General features: G+C 33.2%; 5 protein-coding genes and 2 tRNA genes. 4 read left to right on the top strand and 3 right to left on the bottom strand.

The features are described 5' to 3' along the window. Positions 1-207: 207 nt before the first annotated feature. Positions 208-282: transfer RNA gene (locus tag ACP5FO_RS08110), tRNA-Glu, on the bottom strand. 3 nt (positions 283-285) lie between these two features. Further along, positions 286-359: transfer RNA gene (locus tag ACP5FO_RS08115), tRNA-Gln, on the bottom strand. Positions 360-481: 122 nt separating this feature from the next. On the opposite strand from ACP5FO_RS08115, the gene pckA reads away from it, so the two are divergent. Then, positions 482-2,068 (top strand): phosphoenolpyruvate carboxykinase (ATP), encoded by a 1,587-nt coding sequence (gene pckA / locus ACP5FO_RS08120; RefSeq protein WP_428110735.1) that lies wholly within the window; start codon positions 482-484, stop codon positions 2,066-2,068. A gap of 53 nt (positions 2,069-2,121) precedes the next feature. Here the strand turns inward: pckA and ACP5FO_RS08125 are convergent, their stop codons facing one another. After that, positions 2,122-2,622 (bottom strand): septal ring lytic transglycosylase RlpA family protein, encoded by a 501-nt coding sequence (locus ACP5FO_RS08125; RefSeq protein WP_428110734.1) that lies wholly within the window; start codon positions 2,620-2,622, stop codon positions 2,122-2,124. A 205-nt stretch (positions 2,623-2,827) separates the two neighbouring features. On the opposite strand from ACP5FO_RS08125, the gene ACP5FO_RS08130 reads away from it, so the two are divergent. The 3 genes from ACP5FO_RS08130 to ACP5FO_RS08140 all read left to right on the top strand — a co-directional run. Then, a complete protein-coding gene (locus ACP5FO_RS08130) occupies positions 2,828-4,558 on the top strand; it encodes a proline--tRNA ligase (protein WP_428110733.1) in 1,731 nt (576 codons plus the stop codon). Then, entirely contained in the window at positions 4,555-5,898 is a 1,344-nt protein-coding gene (locus ACP5FO_RS08135) for an aminopeptidase (RefSeq protein WP_428157345.1), read from the top strand. Before ACP5FO_RS08130 ends, ACP5FO_RS08135 begins: the two co-directional genes overlap by 4 nt. Before the next feature lie 68 nt (positions 5,899-5,966). Further along, positions 5,967-6,945 (top strand): HD-GYP domain-containing protein (locus ACP5FO_RS08140; RefSeq protein WP_428157346.1); only part of this gene is annotated, 979 nt, incomplete at its 3' end.

The following is a 6,945-nucleotide window of genomic DNA, read 5'->3' on the forward strand; positions in this document are numbered from 1 at the left end:
TAATAGCTTCGTACTTACTGGTTATAGCGCTTGTAAAAATAGCAGTAGTATATCCTGCGCATCCTTGCAAATTAAAGCTTATGCCGATTAAAAACACACCTAAAAAAAAGAATTTAAGTTTTTTTAACATTTTCATTTCCTAAATATGATTTTTACAATCCATTAGCTTACATTAAAAAACAAAGTTTTAGTGTTAAAATAAAAAAATGGTAGCCTCAGGGGGAATCGAACCCCCGTTACCGGCGTGAGAGGCCGGCGTCCTAACCGCTAGACGATGAGGCCACATGGCTGGGAGAGGAGGATTCGAACCTCCACTAGCGGATCCAGAGTCCGCGGTCCTACCGTTAGACGATCTCCCAAATGCAGGCTATATTGTATTAATTAATTGGGCTTTTGTCAAACAGTAAAAATTTTTATTTTGAAAAATTTTACAACTTCTGTACTTTGTGTTAAAATACATATAAAAATTAAGGAGGTTTTTATGAATTTAGAAAAACAGCTTGAGTATTTGCAAATAGTAAACTTCAAAAAGGTTTACCGAAATTTACCAACACCTGTATTAGTTGAAAAAATTCTCGAAAATAAAGAAGGCATTTTAGCCCATATGGGACCTATTGTTGTAGAAAGCGGAAAATACACGGGAAGATCGCCAAAAGACAAGTTTATTGTAAAGCAAGATCCAAGCAAAGACCATATATGGTGGGGTAAAGAAAATCAAGAAATTAGTCCGCAAGCTTTTGATAATCTTTACAAAAAAGTAGTAGCTTATTTACAACAAAAAGAAATTTATATAATGGATGGTTATGCAGGAGCGGATCCAAGATATAGATTACCAATTAGAGTTATTTCTACACTTGCCTGGCAATCACTATTTGCAAGAAATATGTTTATAAGAGAACTTGATCCAAAAAAACTTGAAAATTTTGAACCTGGATTTACTGTAATAGCTGCACCTGAGTTTAAAGCTATACCTGAAATTGATGGCACACGAAGCGAAGTATTTGTATTGTTAAATTTTGAAAAGAAAATAGTTTTAATAGGTGGCAGTGGTTACTCAGGTGAAATTAAAAAATCAGTTTTTAGTGTAATGAACTATTTAATGCCACTAAAAGGCATAATGAGTATGCACGCAAGTGCCAATTTAGGAAAAGGTGGCGATGTGGCAATTTTCTTTGGACTATCCGGTACAGGTAAAACGACACTGTCTTCTGATCCAGAACGTTTTTTGATTGGAGATGACGAACACGGCTGGAGTGATGATGGTGTGTTTAATTTTGAAGGTGGTTGTTATGCAAAAGTTATCAATCTTTCTAAAGATGACGAACCTTTAATATATGAAACAACCAGAAAATTTGGCACAATACTAGAAAATGTTGTAATTGATAAACAAACGCGCAGGGTTGATCTATTTAATGACTCAATAACAGAAAATACAAGGGCATCCTATCCCATAACTTACATACCAAATGCGTTAAAAGAAGGTATTGGCCCACACCCAAAAAATATAATAATGTTAACATACGATGCATTTGGGGTGTTACCTCCTGTATCAAAACTTACTACAAATCAAGCAATGTACCATTTCATTAGTGGATATACTGCAAAAGTTGCGGGTACAGAAGCTGGTATTGAAGAGCCAACCGCAGTATTTTCTACATGCTTTGGCGCGCCATTTATGGTTTTGCCACCAACCGTTTATGCAAAACTATTAGGAGAAAAAATACAAAAACACAGTGTTAATTGCTGGCTTGTAAATACCGGTTTAAATGGTGGTCCATATGGGATTGGGAAACGTATTAGCATATCACATACGCGCGCTATAATTAGAGCTATTCTAAGCAATGAATTAAATGATGTAGAGTACGAAGTTTTGCCAATATTTAATCTTCATATTCCAAAAAATTGTCCAGAGGTACCTCAAAACATTTTAAATCCTAGACAAAGCTGGAAAGATAAAGATGCCTATGATAATCAGTTTAAAAAATTAGCACTGGCTTTTAAGAAAAACCTAGATTCATTTGGCTTCGAAATTGATAAATCAATCACTGATGCAGGACCGCAGATTTAAACTTTATAGCAAAAGAGGGAACTTTTGTCTTCCCTCTTTTGCATCATTTTTTGTTAGTTTTGTTGTGTAGACTCTGTATCGGTTGAAGCTAATTTAGAATCAGAGTAAAAATTGATATCTTTGAGTTTGTTTAAGGCATATTCACACCCAAGAGTGTAGACTTTTACAGCTACTACTCCCGCATTAATCATGCCAAGCTCTTTAGCTGCTCCTCTTGATAGGTCTAGTATGCGCCCCTTTATGTATGGTCCTCTGTCAACAATTTTTACAAACAGCTCTTTACCATTGTAAAGATTTTTTACCAACACCTTACTACCAAAAGGTAGGGTTTTACTAGCTGCAAAAATTTCATCACTGTTGTAAACATTGCCATTTGCTGTTTGCATTAAAGAATCTCTCAAACCATACCATGAGGCATAACCTTTTTGAATCTGACACGCATTGTTTTCGTTTGAAAGTGATTTTAAAATGTCATCAACTGTAGCTTCACCCGCAAATGCCCTTGAAAAACTAACAAAAAATAATACCGCTAGAACTAACCAAAACTTTCTCATGTTTTAAAGTATAAAAAATATATACAAAATTGTCAATAAAAAATACAAATTTTAAAAATCAGATAATTTTTCTCACCAAAAAATCTAAATTTTTAGGTAATATAATATAACTAATAAAATTATATACTAAATTTAATTATATCATGCAACATTTTGATTTTTTAATATTCTTTTTGTATAATGACAAACAAAAAGGAGTTGACTAATGCTGTTTTCTGAAAGTTCAATTTACACTATAAAAGAAAAACCCAAGGATGCAACAATTAACAGCCATGAGTTGCTTATAAGGGGTAGTTTTATAAGCCAAATATCAAGCGGTGTATACACATATATGCCCCTTGGCCTAAAAGTTATAAAAAAAGTTTCAAAAATTATAGAAGAGGAAATGGATGCAAAAGGCGCACAGCAAATTTTGATGCCAGCAGTTCAGCCAGCTGAGTTATGGATAGAATCAGGTAGATGGAGTCAATATGGCAAAGAATTACTGCGTTTTAAAGATAGAAGCGATAGAGATTTTGTGATTGGTCCCACACATGAAGAAGTTGTATCAGACATTGTAAGAAGATACGTAAATAGTTATAGGCAACTGCCAATAAACTTATACCAGATCCAAACAAAATTCAGAGATGAGATAAGACCGAGATTTGGGCTTATGAGAGCAAAAGAATTCATAATGAAAGATGCCTACAGCTTCGATTCAGAACCCGTTGGTCTAGATACAAGCTACGATAAGATGCGCAACGCATACTGTAGAATATTCAAGCGATGCGGATTAGACTTTAGAATAGTGCAAGCAGATAGTGGAGCTATTGGCGGCAGAGATTCAGAAGAATTTATGGTGTTATCTAGTGTTGGGGAAGATGAAATTTTTGTTTGTGATAATTGCGATTATGCGGCAAATGCCGAAAAGGCAACAAGTGAAAACATTGACCAACTTGAATTTCAAAGCGAAATAAACGAAATAGAAAAAATTTACACTCCAGGCGCCAAAACTATTGAAGATGTTTGTAGATTCCTGGGTATTGACAGAGAGAATTTAGCAAAATCTTTGCTTTATAAAAACGAAAACGGTGAATTTTTTTGTTTTATTTTAATTGGCAGCGACACCCTAAACGAAATTAAAGCCAAAAATGTAACTAAAAGCATAGAACTCTATACCCTTAATTCAAAAGAAATTGAAGATTTAGGCCTATTTGAAGGTTTTATCGGTCCTATTGGCTTGAATAAAAAAATCAAAATTATAGCTGACTTGAGATTAGAAAATAAAAATAACATAGTTGTAGGTGCTAATGAAAGCGATTATCATTTAAAAAATGTATCAGTAAAAAAAGTGGAAAATGTAGAATTTGATGATATAAGAAGCGTAAAAGAAGGAGAAATTTGCCCTAAGTGTAAAAAAGGCAAATTAAAAAAATATATGGGCATTGAAGTGGGACATATATTTAAACTTGGACTTAAATATTCAAAAGCAATGAATGTAGTGTATTTAGATAAAGACGGTAAACAGCAATATATTTATATGGGGTGTTATGGCATAGGCGTAGGTAGGTTAGCTCAAGCGTGCGTGGAACAAAATCATGACAGTGATGGTATTATATGGCCAATTTCTATTGCCCCTTTTGAAGTAGAAATAATTCAAGTTGATATGACAAGCGAAACTAACCAATTTTGCTTAGAACTTTACAATCAACTAAATATATCAAAAGTAGAAGTGCTTTATGACGATAGAGTAGAACGTGCAGGTGTAAAGTTTAAGGATATGGATTTAATAGGAATTCCAATTAGTATAATAGTGGGATCTAAAAATTTTCAAAACAACAAGGTAGAAATACGCGTAAGAAACATAAAAGAAAAAATATTATGCAATGTAGAAGATTGTTTAAATGAAGTTTTAAACTTAAAAAATCAACTCTACAAAAAATTGGAGGTAAGATGAAAGATTTAAAGGAAAAGTTATTTAGAAAACAGAAAAATGGCTGGCTTGATAACAAAAAAGAGGAAGTATTTGAATTTTCGAAAAATTATATAAGCTTTCTCGATAGTTGCAAGACAGAACGAGAAACTGTCAATTTCATAAAGCAATATTTTTCAAAACACGCCAAAGATGAGCTAATTTTTATAAATAGAAACAAAAATGCGGCTTTGGTACGTATTGGAAAAGAAAACGGCGCTAGATTTGTAGCAAGCCACATTGATTCACCTCGCATAGATTTAAAACAAAATCCAATCTTTGAAGATTCAAACTTAGGCTTGTTTCATACTCATTATTATGGTGGCATAAAAAAATATCAGTGGTTAAACATCCCGCTCGCATTGCATGGCATTATTATAAAATCAGATTTAAAAATGATAGAATTCAATATTGGAGAAAAAGATGATGATCCAATTTTTGTAATACCAGATTTATTGCCACATTTATCCAAAAAGGTAATTGATGACAAAGTAGTAAAAGAGGCTTTTGATGCTGATAAGTTAAATTTAATTGTTGGTTCAATTCCATTTAGCAAAGAAGAAAAAGACCAGATTAAGCTAAATATTTTAAAAATACTCAACGAAACCTATGGCATCCTTGAAGAAGACTTTATATCAGCTGAGATTACATTAACTCCAGCATTTAAAGCAAAAGATGCAGGGTTTGATAAGAGTTTAATAGCTGGTTACGGTCAGGATGACAGAATCTGTGCATACGCAAGCCTAAAAGCTTTCTTTGAATCCAAAAAAGCATCGCAAACACAGGTAGCTTTAATGGTAGATAAAGAAGAAATCGGCTCTGAAGGAAATACATCGGCACAATCCAGCTTTTTATTTGAAGTTGTTATTGAAATTTTAAAAGCAAAAAAAAATGAACCAACATTTGAAAATATTGTGTCTTTCTTTAAACACTCAGAATGTTTATCGGCGGATGTAAATGGTGCAGTAAACCCAATGTATAAAGAAGTACACGAAAAAGACAATGCCTCTTACATTAACAATGGTGTTGTGCTAACAAAATTTACAGGTCATGGCGGAAAATACATGGCAAACGATGCCAATGCTGAATTTGTAGGCAAAATTAGAAAAATTTTCAACGATAACAATGTAGTGTGGCAAACGGGTGAGTTAGGCAAAGTTGATGAAGGTGGCGGTGGCACAATTGCAAAATACATAGCAAACCACAATATAGAAACCATAGATTGTGGTCCAGCTCTAATTTCTATGCATTCACCATTCGAAATTTCATCTAAAGCGGATCTTTTTGAAACATATAAAGCTTATAAGGCCTTTTTTAGCTATTAGAGATGTTTTTAAATAGAAAAATAAATTTTACAAAGTTAATTGAAAACATCTCTAACTCTTTAGACTTGATGGCTTTTGGGGAAAACCCAAGCCATCACGCCCTAAGAGTTGGCTTTATATCAATAATTATTGCCAATAATTTAAATTTAACAAGAACGGAAAAAATAGATTTATATTTATCCTGTCTGGTTCATGATGTTGGAGCTGTTGGTATCGAAGGCCAGCTGTTGTCTGAAGAAAATCGCAATATGATTAATCTTCAAGAACATGCGCAACTTGGTTATGAAATTCTAAGCCAAATACCATTTTGCGAAAATATTGCACTTATCGTAAAAGACCATCACAACGCATCTTCTTCTAGCTTTCTTTCGCGTATAATATACTTTGCCGACGAAGTTGATGTCATTTTAAGAAAACAAGAGTTTTATAACCCAAAGGACTTGCAAACCAAAGTTTTTGCCACATTTAAAGGCAAATCTCAATTTAAACCTATACTGGATGCTTTTTTAGTGTCAACACAAATGGATGCATTTTTAATTATGCTAAACAATATTGATGAAATAAAGCATTTTTTGCCTTCGTATGTTGAAGATAGGTTTATAGTTTTAGATAATTTAAAATTAATGATGCTTGGAAAAACAATAGCAGAAAATTTCATAGATAAAAAAAGTAAATTTACCCTAACTCACTCAATGGATGTAGCGTATACTGCCTCAAGTATTGCAAAAAATTTAGGCTTTGGAGATCTCGATTGTGAACTGTTACAAACTGCTGGTTTTTTACACGATATAGGCAAGCTTTTTGTGCCAAACAGTATACTGGATTTTGCTGGCAAACTTGAAAACATACAATGGCTTAAAATGAAGTCACATGCTTTTTATACATTTTCCTTTTTGACAAAACTTGGACTTGAAAAACAGATCGTTTCTATTGCTTCAAATCATCATGAATATTTGGATGGCAGTGGTTATCCTTTTGGTTTTGACAAAACTCAATTGTCAGTATTTGATCAAATAATGGCTGTTGCAGATATATACTCTGCCCTAA

Origin of the sequence: Desulfurella sp., assembly GCF_049977265.1 — a bacterium.
Lineage (GTDB): Bacteria > Campylobacterota_A > Desulfurellia > Desulfurellales > Desulfurellaceae > Desulfurella.

Bases quoted from the DNA above. Each gene is read 5' to 3' on its own strand.
- pckA (WP_428110735.1), top strand. From the start codon at position 482: ATGAATTTAGAAAAACAGCTTGAGTATTTGCAAATAGTAAACTTCAAA.
- ACP5FO_RS08125 (WP_428110734.1), bottom strand. From the start codon at position 2,622: ATGAGAAAGTTTTGGTTAGTTCTAGCGGTATTATTTTTTGTTAGTTTT.
- ACP5FO_RS08130 (WP_428110733.1), top strand. From the start codon at position 2,828: ATGCTGTTTTCTGAAAGTTCAATTTACACTATAAAAGAAAAACCCAAG.
- ACP5FO_RS08135 (WP_428157345.1), top strand. From the start codon at position 4,555: ATGAAAGATTTAAAGGAAAAGTTATTTAGAAAACAGAAAAATGGCTGG.